The 870-nt window shown below is 60.5% G+C and carries 1 protein-coding gene; it reads left to right on the plus strand.

The features are described 5' to 3' along the window. Window positions 1-615, plus strand: a 615-nt coding sequence (locus ACR0EL_RS21975) for a GntR family transcriptional regulator (RefSeq protein WP_480502287.1), incomplete at its 5' end; no start/stop codon positions are given. Window positions 616-870: the final 255 nt, after the last annotated feature.

Genomic DNA, 870 nt, shown 5'->3' on the forward strand with positions numbered 1-870 from the left:
GCAACCCATGATCGCGTTTATCGCGCCCTCAGATCCCGCATCATGCATGGAGAGATTGCCCCGGGGCAGGCGTTGACGCTGCGCGGGATTGGCAAGGAATTCGGTGTGTCGATGACTCCGGCGCGCGAGGCGGTGCGGCGTCTGGCAGCAGAAGGTGCGTTGTTCCTGTCCACCTCCGGTCGGGTATCAACGCCGGAACTCACCCGCGATCGGATCGAAGAGCTGGCGGCGCTGCGCGCGCTGCTTGAGGTTGAACTGGCCAGCCGGGCCCTGCCGCGCGCGCATATGGCTCTGATTGACCGGTTGCAAAGCATCAACATGGCAGTGGCCGAGATGGTCACGAAACGCGATGCGGTGGGATATATCCGTGCAAATCTGGAATTTCACCGCACGCTGTATCTACGCGCTCAGGCCCCCGCGATGCTTGCCATGGCCGAAACTGTCTGGCTGCAGCTGGGTCCCACGATGCGTGCCCTATACGGTCGGTTGCGGAGGACCGAGCCACCGCACTACCATCGCCTGATCATCGCAGCACTTAAGGCCGGGGATGAGCCTGGGTTGCGACTAGCAGTGCGTTCGGATGTGACCCAGGGCTTGCGGCTGCTTGTGACCTGAGCGGCTTGTTGCCCATCTCTCAACTCAGTTGATTTAGGATGTCGCTTTGCTGGCTTGAGCGACCGGGCTGCGCTATTCTGAACGCAAATCACAACAAGAGCAGATTTAACCATGATTAATCGAAGAGTGTTTTCCTTAGGGCTTGGTTCAACCCTGTTGGCGGCCTGTTCCACAGGCACCGCACCCAACAGTGCTCCGGCTTCGCGGATGCGTGCGGTTCCGAACGCAGGATGGGATGCCTGGGTGGCCAGTTTC

The organism is Ruegeria sp. AH12, from assembly GCF_056541465.1.